The sequence below is a fragment of the Paenibacillus pinihumi DSM 23905 = JCM 16419 genome, assembly GCF_000422505.1.
Classification (GTDB): domain Bacteria; phylum Bacillota; class Bacilli; order Paenibacillales; family Paenibacillaceae; genus Paenibacillus_D; species Paenibacillus_D pinihumi.
This window is the reverse complement of record NZ_KE383864.1, coordinates 458128-481858: the sequence shown is the minus strand read 5'-3', so window position 1 is coordinate 481858 and position 23731 is coordinate 458128. Positions and strand designations below refer to the sequence as shown.

General features: G+C 49.9%; 22 protein-coding genes and 1 pseudogene. All 23 read left to right on the top strand.

Going from position 1 to position 23731, the window contains the following annotated elements:
* Positions 1-7: 7 nt before the first annotated feature.
* The 23 genes and pseudogenes from rbfA to H583_RS0116190 all read left to right on the top strand — a co-directional run bounded on the left by rbfA (position 8) and on the right by H583_RS0116190 (position 23700).
* Positions 8-364 carry a 30S ribosome-binding factor RbfA gene (gene rbfA / locus H583_RS0116300; protein ID WP_028561390.1) on the top strand — a complete coding sequence of 119 codons (357 nt, stop codon included), beginning with the start codon at positions 8-10 and terminating at the stop codon, positions 362-364.
* The gene (locus H583_RS0116295; RefSeq protein ID WP_028561389.1) at positions 361-1353 is read left to right on the top strand and encodes a DHH family phosphoesterase; all 993 of its coding nucleotides are present in this window, start codon (positions 361-363) and stop codon (positions 1351-1353) included. Before rbfA ends, H583_RS0116295 begins: the two co-directional genes overlap by 4 nt.
* On the top strand, positions 1353-2255 hold the full coding sequence (gene truB, locus H583_RS0116290) for a tRNA pseudouridine(55) synthase TruB (RefSeq protein ID WP_028561388.1): 903 nt from the start codon (positions 1353-1355) through the stop codon (positions 2253-2255). The genes H583_RS0116295 and truB overlap by 1 nt, the downstream gene beginning before the upstream one ends.
* 51 nt (positions 2256-2306) lie before the next feature.
* On the top strand, positions 2307-3296 hold the full coding sequence (locus H583_RS33205) for a bifunctional riboflavin kinase/FAD synthetase (protein ID WP_051236535.1): 990 nt from the start codon (positions 2307-2309) through the stop codon (positions 3294-3296).
* Positions 3297-3453: 157 nt separating this feature from the next.
* Positions 3454-3723 carry a 30S ribosomal protein S15 gene (gene rpsO, locus H583_RS0116280; RefSeq protein ID WP_028561387.1) on the top strand — a complete coding sequence of 90 codons (270 nt, stop codon included), beginning with the start codon at positions 3454-3456 and terminating at the stop codon, positions 3721-3723.
* Between the two features lie 142 nt (positions 3724-3865).
* Entirely contained in the window at positions 3866-5974 is a 2109-nt protein-coding gene (gene pnp / locus H583_RS0116275) for a polyribonucleotide nucleotidyltransferase (RefSeq protein ID WP_028561386.1), read from the top strand.
* 198 nt (positions 5975-6172) lie between these two features.
* The gene (locus H583_RS0116270) at positions 6173-7165 is read left to right on the top strand and encodes a polysaccharide deacetylase family protein (protein WP_028561385.1); all 993 of its coding nucleotides are present in this window, start codon (positions 6173-6175) and stop codon (positions 7163-7165) included.
* A 49-nt stretch (positions 7166-7214) separates the two neighbouring features.
* Positions 7215-8480, top strand: a complete 1266-nt coding sequence (locus H583_RS0116265; protein ID WP_028561384.1) for a M16 family metallopeptidase — start codon at positions 7215-7217, stop codon at positions 8478-8480.
* A complete protein-coding gene (gene dut, locus H583_RS0116260; protein ID WP_028561383.1) occupies positions 8461-8904 on the top strand; it encodes a dUTP diphosphatase in 444 nt (147 codons plus the stop codon). Before H583_RS0116265 ends, dut begins: the two co-directional genes overlap by 20 nt.
* Before the next feature lie 162 nt (positions 8905-9066).
* Entirely contained in the window at positions 9067-9966 is a 900-nt protein-coding gene (dpsA, locus tag H583_RS0116255; protein WP_028561382.1) for a dipicolinate synthase subunit DpsA, read from the top strand.
* Positions 9963-10556 carry a dipicolinate synthase subunit B gene (locus H583_RS0116250; RefSeq protein WP_028561381.1) on the top strand — a complete coding sequence of 198 codons (594 nt, stop codon included), beginning with the start codon at positions 9963-9965 and terminating at the stop codon, positions 10554-10556. The genes dpsA and H583_RS0116250 overlap by 4 nt, the downstream gene beginning before the upstream one ends.
* A 32-nt stretch (positions 10557-10588) precedes the next feature.
* Positions 10589-10849 (top strand): annotated as a pseudogene (locus H583_RS0116245) (Asd/ArgC dimerization domain-containing protein); the annotation flags it as partial.
* Between the two features lie 68 nt (positions 10850-10917).
* Positions 10918-12135 (top strand): aspartate kinase, encoded by a 1218-nt coding sequence (gene dapG, locus H583_RS0116240; protein ID WP_028561379.1) that lies wholly within the window; start codon positions 10918-10920, stop codon positions 12133-12135.
* Positions 12136-12216: 81 nt separating this feature from the next.
* Positions 12217-13080, top strand: coding sequence for a 4-hydroxy-tetrahydrodipicolinate synthase (gene dapA, locus H583_RS0116235; RefSeq protein ID WP_028561378.1), 864 nt, complete (start codon positions 12217-12219; stop codon positions 13078-13080).
* A 383-nt stretch (positions 13081-13463) separates the two neighbouring features.
* Positions 13464-15143, top strand: coding sequence for a ribonuclease J (locus H583_RS0116230; protein WP_028561377.1), 1680 nt, complete (start codon positions 13464-13466; stop codon positions 15141-15143).
* Between the two features lie 194 nt (positions 15144-15337).
* A complete protein-coding gene (locus H583_RS0116225; RefSeq protein WP_245585948.1) occupies positions 15338-16009 on the top strand; it encodes a ClpP family protease in 672 nt (223 codons plus the stop codon).
* On the top strand, positions 16006-16239 hold the full coding sequence (locus H583_RS0116220) for a YlzJ-like family protein (RefSeq protein ID WP_028561375.1): 234 nt from the start codon (positions 16006-16008) through the stop codon (positions 16237-16239). Before H583_RS0116225 ends, H583_RS0116220 begins: the two co-directional genes overlap by 4 nt.
* Before the next feature lie 48 nt (positions 16240-16287).
* A complete protein-coding gene (locus tag H583_RS0116215) occupies positions 16288-18939 on the top strand; it encodes an FtsK/SpoIIIE family DNA translocase (protein ID WP_028561374.1) in 2652 nt (883 codons plus the stop codon).
* A 167-nt stretch (positions 18940-19106) separates the two neighbouring features.
* Positions 19107-19886 carry a spore cortex-lytic enzyme gene (sleB, locus tag H583_RS0116210; RefSeq protein WP_028561373.1) on the top strand — a complete coding sequence of 260 codons (780 nt, stop codon included), beginning with the start codon at positions 19107-19109 and terminating at the stop codon, positions 19884-19886.
* Between the two features lie 142 nt (positions 19887-20028).
* Positions 20029-21312 carry an EF-P 5-aminopentanol modification-associated protein YfmF gene (gene yfmF, locus H583_RS0116205; protein WP_028561372.1) on the top strand — a complete coding sequence of 428 codons (1284 nt, stop codon included), beginning with the start codon at positions 20029-20031 and terminating at the stop codon, positions 21310-21312.
* Between the two features lie 5 nt (positions 21313-21317).
* The gene (gene yfmH, locus H583_RS0116200) at positions 21318-22604 is read left to right on the top strand and encodes an EF-P 5-aminopentanol modification-associated protein YfmH (RefSeq protein WP_028561371.1); all 1287 of its coding nucleotides are present in this window, start codon (positions 21318-21320) and stop codon (positions 22602-22604) included.
* On the top strand, positions 22601-23347 hold the full coding sequence (gene ymfI, locus H583_RS0116195; protein WP_028561370.1) for an elongation factor P 5-aminopentanone reductase: 747 nt from the start codon (positions 22601-22603) through the stop codon (positions 23345-23347). Before yfmH ends, ymfI begins: the two co-directional genes overlap by 4 nt.
* 104 nt (positions 23348-23451) lie before the next feature.
* A complete protein-coding gene (locus tag H583_RS0116190; protein WP_028561369.1) occupies positions 23452-23700 on the top strand; it encodes a DUF3243 domain-containing protein in 249 nt (82 codons plus the stop codon).
* Positions 23701-23731 lie beyond the last annotated feature (31 nt).

Below are 23731 nucleotides of genomic sequence, written 5' to 3'. Positions count from 1 at the left end.
GTAAGGCATGCCAAATTTTCGGGTAGGTCGGGTAGGAGAGCAGATTAAAAAAGAGCTGAGTCTCATTATCCAGCAGGAATTGAAGGACCCGCGCATCGGCTTTATCACTGTAACCGGTGTTGAAGTGACCAGCGATTTGTCCCAGGCAAAAGTATTCTTGAGTGTTCTGGGCTCTGAAGAGCAAAAGGAAGAGACGCTTAAGGCGCTGGGCAAAGGAACGGGCTTCATCCGCTCCGAGCTTGGCAAGCGGATGAAGCTTCGCCATACGCCTGTGCTGATCTTCAAATTTGATGGCAGTATTGAATACGGCAGCCATATTGAAGCGCTGCTGGAGCAAATTAACAGCAAAGGCGGCTCAGTATGACCGAGCAGGACTCTGCATACAGGCAGCAGCTGGAGGCTGCTCTGGCTTTTATGAACGAAGGGGATGACTTTCTGGTCGTCTCCCACGTTCAGCCTGACGGCGATGCCATCAGCTCTACTGTTGTAGTCGGCTGGCTGCTGAACAAGCTTGGCAAGCGCTTTTTACTGGTCAATGAGAGTGAGCTTCCATCCCGTCTGAGTTTTTTGACTTTGGCGGATTCGATCCAGCGCTTTAATGAACAGGCGCCCCCATGGGGATTTTCCCGTGTTATCAGCACCGATTGCGCGGATTACAAGCGGATCGGACAGGTGTCTTCCTCATTTCAGCCGGGTACAGCACTTCTTAATATTGATCACCATCCGACGAACGATGGCTTTGGCAGCGTGAATGTCATTCGCTCCGATGCCGCGGCGACGGTTGAAATTTTATATGATTTGATTGAACATGCAGGCATCGCTTTGGATGTGGAGGCAGCAACTGCCATCTATACCGGATTGATGACTGATACTGGCGGGTTTCGCTATGCGAACACTACGCCACATGTCATGTCGATTGCTGCGGAGTTGTTGAAGCTTGGGGTCAAGGGAAATGATCTGGCAGACCATCTGCTTGAGAAAATGACCCGGCCGCAACTGATGCTGCTGCAGCGCGGATTGTCCAGGCTGGCCTTCACCGAGGATGGCAAAATCGGCTGGCTGTATATTACGCCTGCTGATCTGGAAGAGACCCAGGCTGTTCCGGAGGATCTGGAGGGACTCGTCAATTACGCCCGCAATATTGACGGTGTCGAAGTCGGGATGCTGTTCAAGGGAACGATGGACGGGCAGACAAAGGTAAGCCTCCGTTCGGCAGGCAGGGTTGATGTAGCGGCGATTGCGCAATCCTTTGGCGGCGGCGGGCATGTCCGTGCTGCGGGCTGCCGGCTGGAGTATGGACTGCCTGAAGCAATGCCGAAGGTTGTGGATGCTGTAAGAAGGGTATTGGTATAATGGATGGAATTTTGGCAGTATGGAAGCCCGCCGGCTGGACATCACATGATGTTGTTGCCAAAGCGAGACGCTTGCTGCGGACACGCCGGATCGGCCATGCAGGGACACTGGACCCGGATGTGACCGGCGTGCTGCCGCTCTGTATCGGCCGCTCAACGAGAGTAGTTGAATATATGCAGCAGCAGCCAAAAAGTTATCAAGCGGTGCTGCAGTTTGGCATTGCTACAGATACAGAAGATTTGAGCGGGAATGTAACCCAGGATGCCGGACCAATTCAGCTGTCATTGGACCAGATCAGCCAAGCTTTGTCTTCCTTTACCGGGGAGATTGAGCAGACGCCGCCGATGTATTCCGCTGTTAAGATCAACGGCAAACGGCTGTATGAGCTGGCCCGTGAGGGTAAAGTTGTTGAGCGCAAGCCCCGCAAAGTAACGATCTATGAGACCGCTATGCTTTCTGCGGAGCTTGAACAGCCGTATCCGCAAATTACATTTTCAGTCACCTGCTCCAGCGGGACCTATATCCGTACACTGTGCGTCGATCTGGGGAAAGCGCTCGGCGTTCCCGCCGCGATGGCGAAGCTGACACGGACAAGCTCTGCAGGATTTAAAGAGCAGGATTGTCTTACGCTGGAGGAAATTGAGCAGTTGCAGGAGCAAGGGACGATTGAAGGAAGGCTGCTTCCAGCGGACAGGGCGCTTGCCCATATGCCGGCCTTTACGGTTGATCCTGTTTCGGCGGATCGGCTGCTCAAAGGCCAGAAAGTCAGGCTTGAGAGGCTGCAGCCTGAACCATCTGAGCTTGCGGTGTGCAGGCTATATGAGGGATCCGGCCAGTTTTTGGGCATTTTTCAGGTGGTGCCGGAAGAAGGAATCGTTAAGCCTGTCAAGGTATTCTCATAAATATAAAGGCTTTGTAAGCTCAAGTTCAATAGAATTGCAGGTGGGACAGCAGTGGAGATTATATCATTAAGATACCCGCTATCCGAATTGTCCGGACATCCGGGCACAAGTCAGCCGCAGGTGCTGGCAATCGGACAGTTCGACGGCGTACATCTTGGCCATCAGCAGGTGATTGCCAAAGCAGTAGCAGAGGCGCGTAAAGCTGGACTGAAAGCAGCCGTTATGACCTTCGACCCGCATCCCCGTGATGTGCTCGGTCAGGCAGGACAGAGGGTTTCATGTTTGACACCTCTTCAGGAGAAGCTGGAGCAGTTTGAACGCTTGGGTATTGATACGGCTTATATTTTTCATTTTGATTCCCTGTTTGCCGCAATTTCTCCAGAGCAGTTCGTAGAGGAGGTATTGCGTGAGCTGCAGGTGAAGCGGGCCGTTGTCGGCTTTGACTTCTCTTTTGGCCATCGCGGCTTGGGAACGCCTGAAGTGCTGAGCAAGCTGGGAGCCACCTTTTTGCAGGTTGATATTGTAGACCCGTTCCACCTTAAGGAATCCAAGGTAAGCAGTACGCGCATTCGCCAGTTTATTTCGGCAGGTAACATGGATGAGGCTGCGTTTCTGCTGGGCAGGTCTTACCGGATTACCGGTACTGTAGAGCACGGGGATAAACGAGGCAGAACGATCGGATTTCCCACTGCAAATGTAGCTCCGATCGGAAATTATGCCACCCCGAAACTTGGCGTCTACGCGGTACTGTTTCATACGGGAGAAGAAGTGTTCAGCGGAGTGATGAACGTTGGCTTCAAACCTACATTTGAAACAGGTCTCTCTGCACCGACCTTCGAAGTTCATATCTTTGATTTTGACCGTGATATTTACGGTCAGACTGTAGAGATTGATGTTCTGTCCTTTATTCGTGCGGAGCAGCGTTTTGCTTCTGTGCAAGAGCTTATCGCCCAGATTGGCAGTGATGCTGATACAGCCCGCAAGATTACGGCGCCTTTACTGGCCGAAGCGCGGGCTGCGAGTCCAGCCGGGGGACAGTAATATCCGGATGCCGGAGATTTACTTTCAGGTTTCATATGTGTTATAATTGAAAACGTTGTGGGCTGATATCAGCTCATAACGAACCGTAGCTTGGTCGACCGCTCTCACCATCGGCGGCGAGGCTGCTGGCGATTTCTATTCAAGGAGGTGAAAAAGGATGGCAATTACTCAAGAACGCAAGAACGAACTGATCGAAACGCACAAAACTCACGCGAGTGATACCGGTTCACCGGAAGTGCAAGTCGCTATCCTGACTGAGAACATCGTTAATTTGACGCAACATCTTCGGGAGCACAAGAAAGATCATCATTCCCGTCGCGGTTTGCTCAAAATGGTAGGTCAGCGCCGTAAGCTGCTTGCTTACCTGAAAAACAAAGATGTTAAACGTTATAGCGCATTGATCGAAAAACTTGGTCTTCGTCGTTAATACGGGGAAAAAAGCAACCTGGTTGTACAAGCCGGGTTGCTTTTTAAAATATTCAGGATTTTCAATATTTTTTACATAAACCTTGCGGAGAAGGACTTTCCGGCAGGTTGTCGAAATCAAACTAGACAAGGAGGGATATCCTATGTTTCAACGTGTAGAAATGCAGCTGGGCGGTCGTCCGCTTGTACTGGAAACCGGCCGATTGGCCAAACAGGCAAATGCTGCTGTCACAGTTCGCTATGGAGATACAGTCGTATTGTGTACTGTAACGGCTTCCTCTGAACCGAAAGATCTGGATTTTTTCCCGCTGACCGTTAACTATGAGGAACGTCTGTATGCGGTTGGTAAAATTCCAGGCGGCTTCATCAAACGGGAAGGACGTCCCAGCGAGAAGGCCATTCTTGCCAGCCGCTTGACGGACCGGCCGATTCGTCCGTTGTTCCCTGAGGGCTTCAGAAATGACGTACAGATTTTGGATCTGGTCATGAGCGTAGATCAGAACTGTTCGCCTGAAATCGCAGCAATGATCGGTACTTCCGCTGCATTGTCGATTTCGGATGTACCTTTTAACGGTCCTGTAGGTGGTGTTATTGTCGGTCGTGTAGACGGCAAGTTCATCATTAACCCTACAGTTGAAGAAGAGGAAAAGAGCGATATTCATGTTGTTGTCGCTGGTACCAAAGACGCCATCATGATGGTTGAAGCGGAGGCCAATGAGGTATCCGAGGAAGTCATGCTGGAAGCCATCATGTTCGGACATGATGAAATCAAGCTGATTGTTGCGAAGCAGGAGGAGCTGGTTGCCCTCGCAGGAAAACCTAAAATGGAAGTCAAGCTCCATGCGGTCAATGCTGAGGTGAACCAGGCTGTCCGCGAATATGCGGAAGCCCGCCTTGTGGAAGCAATCCGGATTCCGGAGAAGCATGCCAGACAAGATGCTATTGATGCGATTGAAGAAGAAGCTGTAGCACACTTTGAGGAAATTTATGCAGAGGACAAGTCTCTTCTGGATGATGTCAAGGAAGTGCTTCATGATATTGTGAAGGAAGAAGTCAGACGCTTGATCACCGTTGACAAAGTCCGTCCTGACGGTCGTGGCCTTAGTGAAATCAGACCAATCGAATGCGATGTTTCGCTGTTGCCACGCACACACGGCTCTGGTCTGTTTACAAGAGGCCAAACACAAGCATTAAGCATTTGTACACTCGGTGCGCTTGGTGACGTGCAAATTTTGGACGGTATTAGCCTGGAGGAGTCCAAGCGTTTCATGCATCATTACAATTTCCCTCCGTTCAGCGTGGGTGAAGCAAGACCGCTTCGTGCACCTGGACGCCGTGAAATTGGACATGGTGCCCTTGGTGAGCGCGCATTGTCCAAGGTTATTCCGTCGGAAAGTGAGTTCCCGTACACTATCCGTCTTGTATCCGAGGTATTGGAATCGAACGGCTCTTCCTCGCAGGCGAGCATTTGTGCCAGCACGATGGCGATGATGGATGCTGGGGTACCAATTAAAGCTCCGGTAGCGGGTGTAGCGATGGGATTGATCAAAGAAGGGGATCATTTCTCCATTCTGACTGATATTCAAGGCTTGGAAGATCATCTTGGCGACATGGACTTTAAAGTAGCCGGTACGGCTGAGGGTGTAACTGCAATCCAGATGGACATCAAGATTGACGGTATTGACCGCAGCATCTTGACTCAGGCGCTTGAGCAAGCACGTGAAGGCCGCATGATCATTCTCGGCAAAATGCTGGATGTTATCAAGCAGCCCCGTACCAATCTGTCACAGTATGCGCCTAAAATTCTTGTTCTGCATATCAATCCGGACAAAATCCGTGATGTTATCGGAGCAGGCGGTAAAATTATCAATAAAATCATTGAAGAAACCGGCGTGAAAATCGATATCGAGCAGGATGGTACGGTATTTATCGCTTCTTCTAATGAAGAGATGAATCAAAAAGCCAGACAGATTATCGAAGGCATCGTTAAAGAAGTTGTTGTCGGCGAAATCTATGTCGGTACGGTCAAGCGTGTTGAGAAGTTCGGTGCATTCGTTGAAATCCTGCCGAACAAGGAAGGTCTTGTACACATCTCGCAGTTGGCAGCTGAACGCGTTGTCAAAACGGAGGATGTTGTCAAGGTGGGCGATCAGATCACGGTTAAAGTTACGGAGATCGATCAGCAAGGCCGCGTCAACCTGTCCAGAAAGGCTGTTCTGGCTGCACAAACAACCGATACAGCTGACAATTAAGACAACCTCATATACACAGGCAATCTTCCATACTTCGCTTACCCGGCTTTCCAAGAAAGCAGCGGGTGCTTCTATGGCGGATGCCTGCTCAAATTAATTGTTCAACAAAGAGTCAGATCCTGTCTGTCTCTTTTTGTTTGTCCTCATATTCTCGTCCCCCTGCTCATAGGATGAAGTGAATGAGAGGAGCGGAGGATAATGGTCAATAAAAAGTGGGCAGCTATGACGGTTACGCTGCTGATATTCGGGTGGGCAGCTGTCTTCAAGGGCGGAATGGCTGATTATATTCAAGAACTGAAAAACTCAAGGACAAATGAGACGGCATTTATAAGCACGGCGGCAAGGGACGGTTCTAATGAGCTGGACTCCCTCTATGAACAGATCAGCAGGGAAGCAGTTAAGCGCAATGTGGCTCCTGTAAATGCGGTCGTGGACCGGGTCTGGAAAGCGATTCCGGGCTATAACGGTCTGGAGGTTGACGTTGAGGAGACCTACCGTCTGGCGAAGGCATCGCCACAAGCTCCAATCCGCTTTCAATATCATGAGGTTGAACCGGAGGTTAAGCTTCACGATTTGGGGGTGCATCCGGTTTATAAAGGAAATCCCAATAAGGCTATGGTCTCTTTTATGATTAATGTGGCCTGGGGCAATGAATTTCTGGAGCCGATTTTAAGAACGCTCAAGGACGAGAAAGTCAAGGCTACTTTCTTTCTGGACGGCAGCTGGCTGAAGAAAAATGCCGATCTTGCACGCCACATCCAGTCCGAGGGGCACGAGTTGTCCAATCATGCCTATTCCCATCCGGATATGAGCCGTTTGGGGAGAGATGCGGCCTACCAGCAGATTGCCAAGACGGAAGCGTTGCTTAAGAGCGAGCTGAATGTTAAAAACAAGTGGTTTGCCCCTCCCTCAGGTGATTACAACCAGACGACTGTGCAGGTTGCCGCAGAGCAGGGGTTGAGAACGGTACTCTGGACACTGGATACGATAGACTGGAAGAAGCCGCCCGCGTATGCCATTATTCAAAAGATCCGGCTGCGAATTGAGCCGGGCACACTTATTTTGATGCATCCGACGGCGTCCTCAAGTGAAGCGCTGCCGGGAATGATTAGGGAAATACGCAAAAAAGGGCTGAATATTGGCACAGTCAGCGAAACCCTCTCCGAGAAGCGGGTGCCCGAAGTTGAGTGAGCCTGTTAATTCTGATATAGTGGTATCATTGATTTGAGGAGGGGACCTGATGAAAAAATATACATTAAAGAATGGACTGCGTGTCGTTGTGGAGAATATCCCGACCTGCAGATCGGTTTCCTTTGGCATATGGGTCAAGACGGGATCACGTAATGAAACACCTGACAATAACGGGATTTCACATTTTATAGAGCATATGCTATTCAAAGGTACGAGCCAGCGCAGCGCCAAGGATATAGCGGATTTATTCGACGGCATTGGCGGCAACGTGAATGCTTTTACATCCAAGGAGTATACCTGCTATTTCGCGAAGGTGCTCGATGAGCATCTCCCGCTTGCAGTCGAGGCTCTGGCGGATATGTTCTTTGAGTCGCAGTTTGATTCCGAGGAGCTTGCGAAAGAGAAGAATGTCATTCTCGAGGAAATCTCGATGTATGAGGATACGCCGGATGACAAAGTGCATGATGAAGCGTCCAGAGCCGCATTCGGCACGCATTCCCTTGCCTACTCGATTCTTGGTCTGGAGGAGCGTCTGCTGGACATGAGTTCAGCTGATCTGATCGGACACATGAAATCATGCTATCGCATCGACAACACGGTTATCAGTGTAGCCGGCAATGTGGAAGATCAGGCTGTTCTCGAATTGCTGGAGCGCTATTTCGGCTTATTTGATAACACAGGTAATGCCGGGACGACAACATCCCCGATTTTTCAGAGTGATTATTTGTTCCATCAGAAGCAGACAGAGCAGAACCATATCTGCATCTCTTTCCCGGGCTGCTCGATTTCAGATGAGAAGCTCTACGCAATGATTTTGCTTAACAACGCCATTGGCGGAGGGATGAGCTCCCGTCTGTTCCAGGAGATCCGCGAGAAACGCGGTCTGGCTTACTCTGTCTATTCCTATCACACTTCCTATGCGGACACAGGCCTCTTCACCATCTATGCAGGAACTGCTCCAAAGCAGACGAAGGAAGTGCTGGATCTGACTGTGGAGATGATGGGTGATCTGTCAGCTAACGGACTTACTGCAGCTGAGCTTCACAGAGGCAAGGAGCAGCTCAAGGGAAGTCTTATTTTAAGCCTGGAGAGCACAAGCAGCCGTATGAACCGGATTGGCAAAAACGAGCTGATGCTTGGAAGACACTATACACTTGATCAGATGCTGGAGCGGATTGATCAGGTTACAGAAGCGGACATCCGCGAAATTACGAGCCGGATGCTGTCTGTTCCGTTCGCCGTAGCGATGGTAGGAACGAACGATAATGCAGCAGCGGGATTAAGGAGAGATTCACTTGTTTCAGGTACAAATTAAACGACTTCCCGGAAGTACCGGTTTGGAGCTTCCACGTAAAATGTCACAAGCGGCGAGCGGATTTGACTTGCAGGCTGCAGTAGAGGAGCCGGTTACACTGGCTCCCGGACAGCGCATGCTGATCCCAACCGGCTTTGCCTTCGCAATGCCGGTGGAGCTTGAGGCTCAAATCCGGCCGCGTAGCGGTCTGGCGTACAAGCACGGCATTACATGTCTGAACTCCCCGGGTACGATTGATGCTGATTACCGTGGTGAAGTGAAGGTGCTGCTCATTAATTTGGGCCAGGAGCCGTTCGTTATTAACCGTGGCGAGCGCATTGCCCAAATGGTTTTCCAACTGGTGCCGCAGATTGATCTGGAAGAGTGTGAGGAATTGTCGGATACAGTTCGCGGAAACGGCGGATTTGGACATACTGGTGTCTAGGTTCCGGTAGAATTTTCAGCAATCATGTTCGTTATACCAACAGAAGTAAAAACGGCAAGACAGGGAGTGCTTCCTGCCTTGCCGTTTTTTTGTTTTTCACCCTCCTTTGGGCTGCGGCATAAGATAGCGTATATCTGGTGCGCGAGAAAGGAGTGAAACGCTATGCTGACGGGTACTCATATTCTGCTGCTCGGCGGAGATGCGAGAGCATTGGAAATCATCCGCAAGTTGGCTGAGCTTGATGCGGCTGTTACCATTGTTGGATTTGACGGTTTGCATACGCCGCTTGACGGAGCCGTGCATGCGGAACTGACAGAGGAGCTGTTTGAGCAGGTCGATGCTCTTATACTACCTGTTGTCGGTACAGATGATAACGGGGAAATTACGGCTGTATTCAGTGACCGGGAGCTGAAGTTGACAGTTACGCATGTATCGCGGCTGCCTAAGCACTGCAAAATTTATACCGGCATGGCAAAGCCTTATTTGCGCCAGCTCTGCAACGAGCATGGGCTGGAGCTTGTCGAGTTGCTGGAACGTGATGATGTTGCCATTTACAATTCAATACCAACGGCCGAGGGTGCCATTATGATGGCCATTCAAAATACGGATATTACGATTCACGGGTCAAATTCGATGGTACTGGGCATTGGGCGGACCGGGTTTACGATGGCGCGATCCTTGCAGGGACTCGGGGCGAAAGTACAGGTCGGTGTCAGGCGCATTGAGCACTTCGCACGTGCCGAGGAGATGGGGTTGAATCCCTTCTACATCAAGGATTTGCAGCTGCATGTTGGGAATATTGACTTGCTTTTTAATACAATTCCGACTATGATAGTCACAGCACAAATTATTGCGAAAATGCCCTCTCGCGCCGTTGTTATTGACCTGGCCTCCAAGCCGGGTGGTACGGATTTCCGTTTTGCTGAAAAACGCGGAATCAAGGCGCTGCTGGCACCCGGACTCCCGGGAATCGTAGCTCCCAAAACTGCTGGACGCATACTTGCGGACTGTTTAAGTCGGTTGATTTTGGATGATGTACGATTACGGGGGGATGGAAAATGAGTTGGCAGGGCAAAACGGTCGGATATGCGTTATCCGGCTCACATTGTACATTCGCAGAAGTAATGCCGCAAATTAAACGCTTTGTAGATGCTGGGGCTAATGTCATTCCGATTGTCTCGAATACGATCATGACTACCGATACGAGATTTGGCAAATCGGCAGATTGGCAGCAGCAGCTCAAGGAATTGACCGGTAATGAATTGATCTCTACGATTGTTCAGGCAGAGCCGCTTGGACCATCCAAGCAGATCGATGTGCTGGTCATCGCCCCATGCACGGGCAATACGACAAGCAAGCTTGCCAACGCAATGACCGATGGAGCTGTCTTAATGGCGGCGAAGGCGCAGATGAGAAACCAGCGGCCGGTTGTGCTGGCTGTGTCGACCAATGACGGACTCGGTCTTAATGCGGCGAATATTGCGAAGCTGTTGGCAGCCAAGCATATTTATTTCGTGCCGTTCGGCCAGGACGATCCCGTCCGTAAACCTAATTCTCTGGTGGCCAGAATGGATTTAATATTAGAAGCTTGCGAAGCCGCTCTTGAAGGCAGGCAGCTTCAGCCAATGCTGGTAGAACGTTTTAACTACTAGAATTGTTATGTAATTATAGAAATGCTTATCCTGGCTGCACTTTGAAAGAAATGAAGAGGGTTCGCGAAACGAAAAAATTATGGGCGATAAGTCCATTGACGTTACTGCAACCTGTGTACGTATTTCTGTTGTATACGGCCATTTTCGAATCTGTATATGTAGAACTGAAAAATGAATATGAACTTGCAGATGCCAACCAATTTCTGTTATGGAACGTATCCGACAATTTGCTTAAGAGAGCCGATCGGATTCCGGTTCAAATCGCAGAGCATAATACAAACGGGCAAAAATAGTGCACTCCTGGCTTGCAGTAGCGTAAACTGGATAAAAGCCGCTTTTACGTTACGGAGGAAACAGCCACATGGCTATTTTGGTTCAAAAATTTGGCGGAACCTCTCTTTCGACAGCAACTGCGAGAGAGAGGGTTATTGTTCATATTAAGAGAGAAAGGCAGGCTGCCTATCAGCTTGTTATCGTGGTCTCGGCAATGGGCCGCAAGGGCGAGCCTTATGCAACCGACACCTTGCTTGGTTTGACGTCCGGCAATGGACAGGCGCATCTCCCTGTAAGGGAGCGTGATCTGCTCATGTGCTGCGGAGAGATCATTTCAGCTGTTACGATGTGTTCTCTCCTGCAGGCCAGCGGCATCCCGGCTGTGGTATTGACCGGAGGCCAGGCCGGCATCATAACGGATGCCAAATTCGGCAATGCAAAAATAGTGGAGATGAAGCCGCAGGCGATCCTGAAGCATCTGGCGGAACAATCGGTTGTTATTGTCGCAGGTTTTCAGGGCCGGACAGCTGAGGGCGAACTGACGACCCTTGGACGTGGCGGCAGTGATACTTCGGCGACAGCACTGGGGGCAGCCTTGCAGGCAGAGCGTGTTGATATCTATACGGATGTAAACGGCATATTGACCGCTGACCCAAGAATTGTCAAGAACGCAAAGCCGCTCTCCGTCGTCGGGTACGGCGAAATTTGCAATATGGCCCGCCAGGGAGCCAAGGTTATTCATCCCCGGGCTGTAGAAATCGCACAGCAGGCGGGCGTGCCGCTGCGTGTCCGTTCAACATTTTCGGACGATGAAGGCACACTGGTCACACATCTGGACGGAGCTGTGAACCTGTCGGTTAAAGACCGACATGTTACAGGTATCGCTCACGTCGAAGGAGTTACTCAAATCTCGGTGCAGGCCCAGCAGGATCAGGAATGCGATGTTCAGCTCCAGGTATTCCAGGCGATGGCAAGCCATCAGATCAGCGTGGATTTCATCAACGTTAACTTGGGCGGAGCCGTGTACACCGTTTTTGACAGTGATGCGGAGCATGCTATTTCCGTTCTGCGGAAGATTGGTTACGATCCGAAGGCCGTTACAGGCTGTGCGAAGGTATCGGTGATCGGGGGCGGAATGAATGGTGTCCCCGGCATCATGGCCCGTATCGTGGAGGCGCTGGCGGAGCTGGATATACCGATTTTACAGTCGGCAGACTCCAACAGCACAATCTGGGTGCTTGTGCGGCAGAATGATATGGTTCCCGCGCTCAGAGCGTTACATGCCAAGTTCGAATTGCATTTATAATGTTATAATATATAAGCGACAATAATCATAACGGTGAGGTTTAGCCCTCATTATCAATTTTTATAATCGGAGGACGTCAATATGGATTTTGGAAGATTAGTGACCGCAATGGTAACCCCGTTCGACGCGAATGGTCAAATTGATTGGGATGCAACCGGACGATTAATTGATTATCTAATAGATGAGCAGCAGAATGACAGTATCGTCCTTGCCGGAACAACTGGCGAATCGCCCACACTTTCGGATGAAGAAAAGCTGGAGCTATTCCGGTTTGGCGTGAAGCGTGCAGCGGGAAGATGCAAGATCATTGCGGGGACGGGCAGCAATAATACTGCCCATTCCATCCATTTGACTCAGGCTGCCGGGGAGACCGGGGTTGATGCTCTGCTACTGGTGGCTCCGTATTACAACCGTCCAAATCAGGAAGGACTGTATCAGCATTTCAAGGCTGTTGCCGAATCGACAAAGCTTCCCGTTCTCTTGTACAACGTGCCGAGCAGAACTGGCATCAGCTTAAGCCCGGAGACCACATTGCGGCTTGCAGAGCTGGACAATGTAGTCGGAACCAAAGAATGTGCATCAATTGACGTAGTTACACAAATTCTTAACGGTGCGCCGGAAGGCTTCCTGGTTTACTCTGGTGATGATGGGGCGGCACTGCCGGTGCTTGCTGTAGGCGGACACGGGATTATCAGTGTAGCCGGCCATATCGTCGGCAAAGAAATGAAACAAATGATTAACGCTTATCTGAACGGCGATGTACAGCGGGCAGCCAAACTGTATCAGCAGATTCATCCAATCTTCAAGGCATTGTTCTCCCCGGCTCCAAATCCGGTTGGAGTCAAATTTGCACTTGAGGTTCGGGGCTTCCCTGTTGGCGGTGTGAGATTGCCGCTGGTGTGGGTAAATGAAGAAGAAGCGAATATTCTAAGACAACTTTTCTAGTCTGCAGCAAGACCTGTCAAAAAACGGCTGCTGTCCTTACAATGGACGACCGCAGCCGTTTTTTTGCGCAAACAGCAGCATCGGTTTTATACTTTGCGGTTTTTCAGCCAATTAAAAGCCTGGCTTACATAAGGTATAAATTTTATCCGCTTACCACAGCTTATATATAAAAGAGAGAGTGTCTGCCGAGCTTGGAACGCCCTGATGCCTTGATAATAAAGGGCCACAGGGGATGCTGCTGAATTATGGAATGACTTGACTTGTGTTTTGACAATTTTATCATGTATAATGATTTCAAGTGACTGAGTGCGGCAAATAAATAATATTGAAAATTGAATAACGTTTGGATCGACGTTGAACAACTTTAGGAGGTATAGATACACTTGTCTAAGAAGAACAACCAGGATAAATTAATTATTTTTGCACTGGGCGGCGTCGGTGAAATCGGCAAGAACATGTATGTCGTCCAGCATGGGAATGACATTGTTGTTGTGGACGCGGGCTTGAAGTTCCCGGAAGAGGACATGCTCGGCATCGATATTGTCATACCTGATATCAGCTACCTGACGGAGAACAGGGATAAAGTGAGAGGAATTCTCGTTACTCACGGACACGAAGACCATATCGGCGCACTGCCATATGTGCTTAAGCATCTGAATGTCCCTGTATACAGCACGAAGCTTACGCTCGGATTGATCGAAGGAAAACTGAAGGAGGCAGGTTTGCTGGGCGAGACGAAGCGGATTCTGATCAACGCCGATTCCGAAGTTCAGCTTGGCTCCATCAAAGCCAGCTTCTTCAAAACCAATCACAGCATTCCAGACTCTGTAGGAGTCTGTCTGGATACACCAGAAGGACGTGTGGTGCATACAGGTGACTTTAAATTTGATCATACTCCGGTAAACAACCAGTATGCAGACCTGCAGCGCATGGCGGAAATTGGCGCTCAGGGTGTGCTTGTGCTGCTTTCTGACAGTACAAATGCTGAACGTCCGGGCTTTACGCCATCCGAGAGCATGATCGGGAACAACTTTGAGGACATTTTCCGCAAAGCTTCCCAACGTATTGTCGTTGCTACCTTTGCATCAAATGTACACCGTATCCAACAAGTCATCAATGCCGCGATGGCGACAAAACGGAAAATTGCAGTTATCGGACGCAGTATGGTAAATGTAGTCAATATTGCTTCAGACCTCGGCTATCTTGAAATTCCTGAGGGAATGATTATTGAGCCGGATGAAGTGAATAAGATGGCTGCTGACCGTGTCGTTGTCCTGTCAACCGGAAGCCAAGGTGAGCCTATGTCAGCGCTGACGCGTATGGCCAGATCCACTCACCGCAAGGTTGATATTTTGCCAGGGGATACGGTGATCATTGCCGCGACACCAATACCCGGGAATGAAAAATATGTAGGACGCACAGTCGATGAACTGTTCCGTCTAGGCGCCAACGTGATCTACGGTCCAGGTTCTGTATCGGGCGTTCACGTTTCCGGTCACGGCAGCCAGGAAGAGCTCAAACTGATGCTTAATTTGATTAAGCCCAAGTATTTCATCCCGATCCACGGTGAATACCGGATGCTTCGCCACCATGCCCTGCTTGGTGAGTCTGTCGGAGTGGAGAAGGAAAATATCTTCCTGATGGATAACGGCGATACGGTAGAGTTCCAGGGTGGAAATGCCCGTAAAGGTAACAAAGTGCCGGCCGGTAATGTCCTCATTGACGGACTTGGTGTAGGTGACGTAGGAAATATTGTATTGCGTGACCGCAAGCTGCTGTCCCAGGATGGGATTTTGGTTGTCGTGGTGACCTTGAGCAAGCAGGATGGAACGATTCTGTCCGGTCCGGATATCATCTCCCGCGGCTTCGTATACGTCAGGGAATCCGAAGGTTTGCTGGAAGAGGCCAACCGTATTGTGACCTCGACTCTCCACAAGCTGATGAATGATAAAGTGAATGAGTGGGCGTCTCTGAAGACGAATGTGAAGGATGCGCTTGGCCGTTTCTTATACGAGCAAACGCGCCGCCGTCCGATGATTCTGCCGATTATTATGGAAGTATAATGAACTTCAAGCCTTCAGCTCCTTTAGGAGTTGAAGGTTTTTTTATTGGCATCCCTGCCTTGCCTGTTCCGTATAAAAGCGGCTGTGTAACCCATACTATGACAAGCTTATGCCAAGGGAGGGTTATATTCATGTTTCATGACAATTTGTTTCAAAAGCAGGAGGAGCCGGAGGTACAGGATGAAAGGAAGAAGATGGCTATGGCTGAGTCGATTCAGCAATTTGGTACGGTACCCGCACCTGCTGCAGAGTCGAATATATTTTGTATGACGATTATCGGGCAGATTGAAGGCCATCTTGTCCTGCCACCGCAAAACAAGACGACCAAATACGAGCATCTCATACCACAGCTTGTTGCCGCGGAACAAAATGCAAAAATTGAAGGCATCCTTATTGTATTGAATACGGTAGGCGGAGACGTGGAAGCCGGTCTTGCCATTGCAGAAATGATCTCCTCGCTGTCCAAGCCGACCGTTACGCTTGTGCTTGGCGGAGGCCATTCAATTGGTGTGCCGATTGCCGTAGCGGGCAACAAGTCCTTTATCGCAGAGACTGCGACGATGACCATCCATCCGATTCGTCTGAACGGACTTGTAATCGGCGTTCCGCAAACTTTTGAATACCTTGATAAAATGCAGGAGAGGGTTGTGCGTTTCGTTACTTCCCATTCCAACGTTACGGAACAAAAGTTCAAGGAGCTGATGTTCAAAACAGGTGAGCTGACCCGTGATATTGGTACGACAGTAATAGGGGCGGATGCGGTACGCCATGGGATGATAGATGCTGTGGGAGGTATTGGCGAGGCGATCAGGGAGCTTAACGCAGCTATTGAAAGTCAAAGGCTTGCAGGGGGGACGATCCAATGACCTTATACACAAGCATGCCGCTGGAGCTGGTGCTGTCGGGCCATGATCAGGAACGCGAGCCATGGATTGAAATACAGGTCGGCGGCGTGATGATGCAGGTGGAGCCGACAGGTCATGGAATCGGCAAAATCGTCCGGATCATTAACGGCTCTCTGGAGGACTATCTTCGTCCTGAGCTTAGCCCCGGCCGCACAATTATATATGCGAATATCCATTCGCCAAACACGTAGGAACATTTGTCCACCTATGGTATAATGTTGTACCAAGAGGTGACTTAAGTGGCAAAACGAAAACGCAAAAAAAAATCGATAGGTACGAGTTTAAAATATGAGGTCTACGGGATACTGATCATTACTATATCTGTAATCGCGCTCTCCGGCGAAGCGACTGTAGGGCGCGCCCTTTCCAAGCTGTTTGGACTTATTTTGGGGAAGTTTTATTTTGTCCTGCCGCTTGTATTCATCTTTATCGGATTGGCCGTTATGGTCAAGCGGGCATGGCCGTCGGGATGGTCACGGCGCAAAAGCGGGATTGTGCTGCTCGTTATGGCACTGACGCTGATGAGTGCAATTAATGAAATTAAGCTGAAGCTGGCAGGTATGCCTTCTGTGGATTCATCGGCTATATTGTCTGAGCTGGGTTCCAATATCCGCAGTGAGCTTGACGTCATCGGCACAAACGACACACCGATGATTTCCAAAGCGATCAGTGGCGGTTACTTGGGCGCGATTCAGCTTACTTTGCTGAACATGCTGTTTGGACTAACCATTTCACAGTTCATTTTGATTGTCATGTTTGCGATATCCATTATGCTCATCACAGGTAAATCCTATGTGGAACTGATCCGCTTTATCGTTAAGCGCGGCAGACGACTGGCAGTCCTGCTCAAGCAAAAGTGGAAAGCAGCGATGCAGGCGCGTGCTAAAATGCTCGCCCAGAAGGCAAAACAGCAAAAGCAGAAGCCCAAACCGGCCCAGACTGTCCATGCCCCGGTTTTGGATGACGATGATGATGAGGATTACTTTGAGAATGACGAGCAGGATTACATAGAGGAGCAAGAAACTGCAGGCAGGAAAGAGAAGAAATCAAGCGGTCTGATTGCCTGGGTAAAAAATAAAGTTAACAGCCAGTTGGGCGAGAAGCAGGCCCCGGTAAAGAATGACTTGAAGGAAGAGGATCAGGAACCGCCGTTGTCTCCGCTGGAGCCTGTTAAAGGCTGGTCGGCTTCACAAGAGTCTTATCAGGCTGTTGAGGCCGCTGTCGATACATGGCCGGCTGAGCCGGAACATCCGGTAGAAGGTGAGCCGCATATGGTGGAATCCTGGCCGGAGTCGCTTTCTGATCCTGTATATGAAGAGTCTGCTGATCAGAAGGATGCTGAAGTACCCGCAGGCGAGCCTGATGATTTAGCCGGCTCAGACGAGAGAGAGGAAGGCGGGCTTACTTCTGCTGCTGGTGATGGCGCTGGAGATGCAGCAGTTGGAACAGCACCGGCAGCGCCGGTGGTGGTGAAGCCATATCTGCTCCCGAGCCTTGTACTGCTCTCCAAGCCGAAGAACCGGGGGCCTGAAGGGCTTTCAGATGCCAATTTGCGGAATGTCCTTACCGAAACGCTCAAGAGCTTTAATGTCGAGGCGAAAGTGCTTGACGTCGTAAGAGGTCCGGCGGTAACCCGCTATGAAGTCCAGCCTGGCGTTGGGGTCAAGGTGAGCCGGATTGTCGGATTGACCGATGATATCGCGCTTGCGCTTGCCGCCAAGGATATTCGGATGGAAGCTCCGATTCCGGGGAAATCGGCAATCGGCATCGAAGTTCCCAATATGGAGGTTTCTGTTGTCACGATGCGTGAGGTCATGGAGACAACTGCATTCCAGCATGCGCCTTCCAAATTATCAATTGCCTTCGGCCGGGATATTTCCGGACAGCCGATTATCGGCAACCTGGCGAAGATGCCCCATCTGCTCGTTGCGGGAGCTACCGGTTCAGGGAAATCCGTGTGTATCAATGGTATTATCACAAGCATTCTCTATAAAGCGAAGCCGGATGAAGTACGCTTCCTGATGATCGACCCGAAGATGGTAGAGCTGAACGTGTACAATGGTATTCCGCATTTGCTTGCTCCAGTAGTTACGGATCCGCGGCGCGCATCGCTTGCACTTAAGAAGATCGTAGTTGAAATGGAAAAGCGCTACGAGCTGTTCTCCAAATCGGGAACACGGAACATTGAAGGTTACAACACGCTGATGAAGGATAACCCGGCGGCCATTCTCCCTTACATCGTTGTCATCGTCGATGAGCTCGCTGATCTGATGATGGTTGCTGCAGGGGATGTGGAGGACGCAATTACACGCCTGGCGCAAATGGCGCGTGCAGCCGGCATCCATCTGATTATTGCGACTCAGCGTCCTTCGGTAGACGTCATTACAGGTGTTATCAAGGCCAATATACCGTCAAGGATTGCCTTTGGTGTCTCCTCTCAAGTAGACTCTCGTACCATTCTGGATATGGTAGGGGCGGAGAAATTGCTTGGCCGCGGAGATATGCTGTTTCTGCCGGTAGGCATGTCCAAGCCGATCCGTGTACAGGGCGCATTTCTGTCTGACCAGGAGGTCGAGTTTGTCGTCAATCATGTCAGAGGACAGGCGGAGGCTGAGTACAAGGAAGATCTGGTACCGGAAATCGAAGAGACGGCAGAAGCCGAGGATGATAATCTGGACGAGCTGTATGAGCAGGCGGTACAAATTGTCCTCGAAGCCAAGCAGGCTTCCGTTTCTCTGCTTCAGCGGAGAATGCGCGTAGGCTATACGCGTGCGGCAAGGCTGGTAGACCAGATGGAGGCCAGAAATATAGTCGGCCCTTACGAGGGCAGCAAGCCTCGTGAAGTGCTGACTACACTGGAGCAGTATCAGGCCAGCAAGATTACTTCCTGATCAATATGAGGGCAGAGGCGCCGGCAAGCTTCACTCCTGCCAGTGCTAACGTCTTCCTCCAATGCGGGAAAAGATATGCATAGAAGGATTGGCACTTTCTCATACTACCTGTAGCGGCATTCGCAACCAGCGAATGACTAAAGGATGAGAAAGGCTGATTGAACCGCATGAAGAAACGATTGGTTATAATGACTGCCGTCATCGTATGCATGCTGTTTGGAGCTTATGCACTGAAGCAGGCAGGGGACCAGACGACAACCGAAACCTTTAGTAATGCTACCCTGACGGTTGGCGCAACAGGGCAGGATGTATATGAGCTTCAGGGACGTCTGAAATTTTTGGGGTATTACGATGGTCAGATTGACGGCCAATTTGGTTCGAAGACCAAAAATGCTGTTACTTGGTTTCAATGGAAGTTCGGGATGAAATCTGATGGTGTAGTCGGCGCGAAAACGAAGCTGAAGCTATGGGAAGCGACCAAGAGCTGGAAGCCGTCCGGCAATGAAAGTACAGGCGGTGGCCCCTCCGGCAATGAGAATACAGGCGGCAGCTCTGAATCGAGCAATCTGGCAAAATCCAACCGTCTTGGCTTGTCAGCAAACGACCTGAAAATTATGGCCAATGCTGTCTACGGTGAAGCACGCGGGGAGCCTTATGAAGGTCAGGTTGCAGTAGCGGCGGTCATATTAAACCGTGTTAAGTCCCCTAGCTTCCCGAATTCGGCTTCCGGAGTCATTTTCCAGCCGGGGGCGTTTACAGCGGTAGCGGACGGGCAAATCTGGCTGGAGCCAAACGACCGCGCACGCCAGGCTGTGCAGGATGCCATCAACGGCTGGGATCCGAGTGACGGGTGTCTCTATTATTTCAATCCGGAGACTGCGACTTCCAAATGGATTTGGACCCGTCCGCAGGTGAAAACCATCGGCAAGCACATTTTCTGTATGTAATAGACAGTCCTTCAGAAGTGACCCGCACCCGACCTGGAATGCGGGTTGCTTCTTGCATTAAGGGTGGGTTAGAATGGTATAGAAATCGTCAAGCTGGAATAGATTGACTACGTAATTCTGCGATGGAAGGGGCTATGAACAAGTGACAGTAACGCCTTTTGAGAGAAGTTTATTTGATCGGGTTAGGCTGCATGTTCTGCCAACAAAAAGGTTCAAGACGTTTGCGATATCGCTCTATGCAGGTGTGCCATTGGCTGAGGACACAGTTACTGCGACAGCTCTGACCCCTTTCGTACTCCGTAGGGGAACCTCTTCTACACCTGAGACAATTGCATTCCGCGAGCGTCTGGACAATATGTATGGGGCCGGATTTGGCTTTGATATTTATAAACGGGGTGATTCCCAGATCGTACAGTTTCGTCTGGACGTCATCCATGATCAGTTTGTATCGTCATCGGCTTCCTTGCTGCAATCTGCATTGCAACTGCTTGGCGAGGTGCTGACTTCTCCGGCGCAGGATTCACAAGGCGCTCTGCGGGCCAAGTATGTTGCAGCTGAGAAAACAACGCTGAAGCAGCGTCTGGAAGCGATTATAAATGATAAAATCCGTTACGCGGCTGAGCGCTGTGTAGAGGAAATGTGTGCGGATGAGCCGTTCCGGTTTCATGCGCTTGGACAAATCTCGGATTTGGCCTCCATTGATGAGAAGTCGCTGTATGAAGCCTATCAGCAATGGCTGAACCAGGCTTGCTTTGATTTATACATCGTCGGCGACACAAGTCTTGCAGAAGTGCAAGCGATTGCCGAGAAGGCATTCCGGACCGGCGGCGGCAAGCCAGGCTCTTATGTTCGTTCATCTGGAGAACGCAAAGTAACGAATGTCAAAACGGTTATCGAGAAAATGGATGTTAATCAGGGCAAGCTCAATATGGGACTCAGGACAAATACAGGCTATGCGGACGATGACTATGCAGCAATGCTGATGTACAATGGCATTCTTGGCGGATATCCGCACTCCAAGCTGTTTATGAATGTACGGGAAAAAGCATCATTAGCCTATTATGCAGCATCCAGGCTGGACGGTATCAAGGGTCTGTGCACCATCCAGTCAGGGATCGAGATTGCTAATTTTGACCGTGCTTCGGAAATTATCCGACAGCAGCTTGACAGTATGCGTGCAGGTGAATTATCTGAATTGGAAATGAACCAGACGAAGGCGATGATTTTGAACCATTTGCGTGAGCTTCAGGATTCGGCTTTTGAGATGATTGCCTATGACTTTAATTCGATTCTGACCGGACGCGTCCGCTCAAATACGGAATTGATGAGTGATATTCAGGCCATAACTCCGCAAGCTATTGTAAATGCCGCGCATAAGGTTGAACTGGATACGATATATTTCCTGCGTGACCAGAAGGAGGCGTAAAGAAAATGCAGCAGCTTAACTATCCTCATGTGAATGAAACCTTGCATTATGAAGTGATGCCGAGCGGGTTGCAGGTATACATTTTGCCCAAGGAAGGGTTCCAAAAGACGTATGCCACTTTCTCTACCCGCTTTGGTTCAATTGACAATAGCTTCTCCATCGGGGACGGAACGGTCAACCATGTACTGGATGGCATAGCTCACTTTCTGGAGCATAAAATGTTCGAGGAGCCTACTGGTGATATATTCGCTACTTTTGCTTCACAGGGGGCGTCGGCCAACGCTTTCACAAGCTTTGACCGGACCGTTTATTTATTTTCGGCAACCGAGCAAATTCCTGAGAATTTGAGAACCCTGCTGGATTTCGTACAGCACCCTTACTTTACAGACGAGAACGTCAATAAGGAAAAAGGAATTATCGAGCAGGAAATCAATATGTATAAGGATAATCCGGACTGGCGGGTATACACTGGACTGATTGATGCCCTGTATCACAAGCATCCGGTACATATTGATATTGCCGGTTCCGTTGAATCCATTATGCAAATCGATAAGGAAAGCTTATATACGTGCTATAACACCTTTTACCACCCGAGCAACATGATTTTATTTGTTGTCGGAGGGATTGATCCGGAGCAGGTCATGAAGCTGGTCAGAGAAAATCAGGAGCAAAAAAACTTTGAAGAGCTTGGAGAGATCAAGCGCTATTTTGAGGCCGAGCCTGCCAGCGTCAAGATGAAAAAAAAGCATGCGGTATTGCCGGTATCACTGCCTAAATGCCTAATCGGAATTAAGGATAAGCAATTGGCAGAGCAGCCGGATGAGCTGCAGCGGCGGGACATTGTAACCAAGCTTATGCTGGATGCCATATTCGCTCCCAGCACTGTTCTGTACCAGTCGCTCTATGATGATCAACTTATTTCAGATTCCTTCGGATATGAATTCAATTCAGGTTCCGGATATGCATTCTCCATTATAGGCGGTGAGACGCGAAGCCCTGATGAATTGCTAAGCCGTATTCAAAGGGCAGTTAACGGAATGCTTGAGCAAGGCATTGATTCGGATGTATTCGAACGTACAAGAAGAAAGCGGATTGGCGGCTATTTGCGAATGCTGAATTCGCCGGAATCGATTGCCAATGAATTCACAAGGCATAAATTCCGCGGCGGCGATTTATTTGATCTGCTGAGCATTTATGAGACGATATCTCTAGAGGAAGTGAATGCCCGGCTGCGCAGTCATTTTGACTGGGAGCAGACGGCAGTATCTATTGTGAGCAAGGAGCAGGAATGAAGCCTTTTAACAAAATGACGGTACTCATTACCGGCGCAAGCCGGGGAATTGGAGCATCCATCGCCAAGCGGTTTGCATCCGAAGGCATGAATCTGGTGCTCCATTATCTTCAATCCCATGAAGAGGCTAACGAAACCGCGCGGCAATGTATTGCTGCAGGCGCCAATGTCATGACAATAAGCGCAGATTTGCGCTCTCGCGAACAGTTGGAGCGGATGAAGGAGAAGCTGGAAGCGCATGATATGATGCCTGACATTCTGGTTAATAATGCCGGAATTGCGCATTACGGCATGCTGGCTGATGTAACGGATACAGAGTGGGATGATGTTATGGCAGTTAATTTGAAAGGCATGTTCCTCTGCTGCCAGCTATTTATGCCCTCCATGATTTCACGCAAGTACGGGCGCATTATCAATGTTTCCTCTGTGTGGGGGATGTCAGGCGCTTCCTGCGAAGTGCTGTATTCGACCACCAAGGGCGGCATGAATGCCTTCACGAAGGCATTGGCGAAGGAGCTTGCGCCATCGGGTATCACGGTTAATGCCGTTGCTCCGGGCGCAGTTGATACCGAAATGAATCATAATCTGAATGAGGATGAAAGAGCGGCGCTCGCGGAAGAAATTCCGGTCGGGCGATTCGGCAAGCCGGATGAGGTGGCTTCACTCGTTTATTTCCTGTCGCTGCCTGAATCCGGCTATATCACCGGACAGATTATTAGTCCGAACGGAGGCTGGATCACCTGACATTTTTACCTTGACGGGCTTTCTGCATAACAACCCGCACCCGCGTCAACAATAAGTACGGTTGATCATTTCCTTGTTTCAAATTCCAAAGGAGGCGACACGGCATGTCAACTGTACTGACTAATTTTGATACGTGGAAACAATTTTTGGCTGAACGCGTAGAGCAGGCCAAAAAAATTGGACTCAGCGAAGATTCGATCTCCAAGCTTGCTTATGAGATCGGGAGTTTCCTTGAGGAGCGGGTTGATCCAAAAAACGATGAGCAGCGCGCACTAAAGGAAATTTGGGATGTTGGTGACGAAGAAGAACGCAAAACGATTTCCAGATTAATGGTTAAACTTGTGCAGAAGTAAGCGTTCATTACAGGAAGCCTCCATTAGGGGG